The sequence below is a fragment of the Roseisolibacter sp. H3M3-2 genome, from assembly GCF_029211165.1.
In the GTDB taxonomy this organism is placed as follows: Bacteria; Gemmatimonadota; Gemmatimonadetes; order Gemmatimonadales; family Gemmatimonadaceae; genus Roseisolibacter.
This window is the reverse complement of the sequence record NZ_JARGEK010000675.1, coordinates 1-1,105: the sequence shown is the minus strand read 5'-3', so window position 1 is coordinate 1,105 and position 1,105 is coordinate 1. Positions and strand designations below refer to the sequence as shown.

Below are 1,105 nucleotides of genomic sequence, written 5' to 3'. Positions count from 1 at the left end.
GCCATGAACAGCATCACCTCACCCGCGGGGAGAGACACCATGAGCCCCTGGGTGGAAGCCCTTCTGGCGAAGTACGGCGCCGTCATCATCGGCCTGCTGTTCGGGACGAGCGCAAAGTATGCGCTCGCCATGATCGAGGGGCAGAAGGTGACGATCCGCATGCTTGTCATCGACGTGCTCGCGATCGGGATGATCGCGATCGTGGCGATGAGCGCCGTCGAACGGGCCGGCGCCAGCGGCAGCACTGCCGCGCTCCTGGTCGCCCTGATCGCCGTCTCGTCCGATCGCCTGCTGCGCCTGCTGCGCGAGATCTTCCTGCGCAGGCTCGATCGCGCATTGACGGGCAGCTCGGCCGAGCCGCCGCTCAAGTAAAGGGACCCAGTTGATGTGGACCTGGAGCCAGTCGACGGGCGAGCTGCGCCGCGCCGGCAAGCTGATCTCGCGCGGCTATTCCGGTAATGGCCGGGGCAAGAACAATCCCGCGCTGCAGGACCTTCGCGGCGTGGGCCCGATCCCGGTCGGGATCTGGCGCATGGTGAGCGTTTACGATTCTCCGAACGTGGGCCCATTCACCATCACACTCTGGGCCGACGACGGGCAGCTCGATGATCGCCACGAGGCGACGGGGCGCAGCGCTTTCCGCTGCCACGGCGACAGCATTCGTGCGCCTGGCACCGCCTCCAAGGGCTGCATCATCCTGCCGCGCAAGATCCGTGAGCTGATGTGGCGGAGCGGCGACCGGCTGATCGAAGTCGTCGCCTGACGATCCGCGGCCCGCGGCCAGGGCATCAACGTAGGAGTAACATCATGAAGCTTGGGAGCCTTCTCAAGTCGATCGGCCTTGGCCTGCTCACCGGTATCAAGGACAAGACCACTCTGGGCGGCGTAGCCGCGATCGCGGTCACCGTCGCGACCAGCCCGGAAGTTCGCGAGGCGGGCAAGCAGCTCGCCGGCGCAATCGCGTCGGGTAACAAGCTGGCGGTCGTGTCCACGGGCCTCGGCCTGGGCATGATCGTCTATCAGCGCGCCACGGCGAAGCCGGCGAGCTGATCGCCCCCGCACTGATCGAACGACACCGGCGCGGATCTGCGCCGGTGTTTTCGGC

General features: G+C 66.8%; 3 protein-coding genes. All 3 read left to right on the top strand.

Translation table 11 applies throughout. From position 1 onward, the window contains the following. Positions 1-372, top strand: a 372-nt coding sequence (locus tag PYV61_RS25655; RefSeq protein ID WP_275836726.1) for a hypothetical protein, incomplete at its 5' end; no start/stop codon positions are given. Positions 373-385: 13 nt separating this feature from the next. Next, positions 386-763, top strand: coding sequence for a tlde1 domain-containing protein (locus PYV61_RS25650; RefSeq protein ID WP_275836725.1), 378 nt, complete (start codon positions 386-388; stop codon positions 761-763). Positions 764-807: 44 nt separating this feature from the next. Continuing rightward, entirely contained in the window at positions 808-1,050 is a 243-nt protein-coding gene (locus tag PYV61_RS25645) for a hypothetical protein (RefSeq protein WP_275836724.1), read from the top strand. Positions 1,051-1,105: the final 55 nt, after the last annotated feature.

Coding starts and splice junctions, on each gene's coding strand:
- PYV61_RS25650 (WP_275836725.1), top strand. CDS start 386: ATGTGGACCTGGAGCCAGTCGACGGGCGAGCTGCGCCGCGCCGGCAAG.
- PYV61_RS25645 (WP_275836724.1), top strand. CDS start 808: ATGAAGCTTGGGAGCCTTCTCAAGTCGATCGGCCTTGGCCTGCTCACC.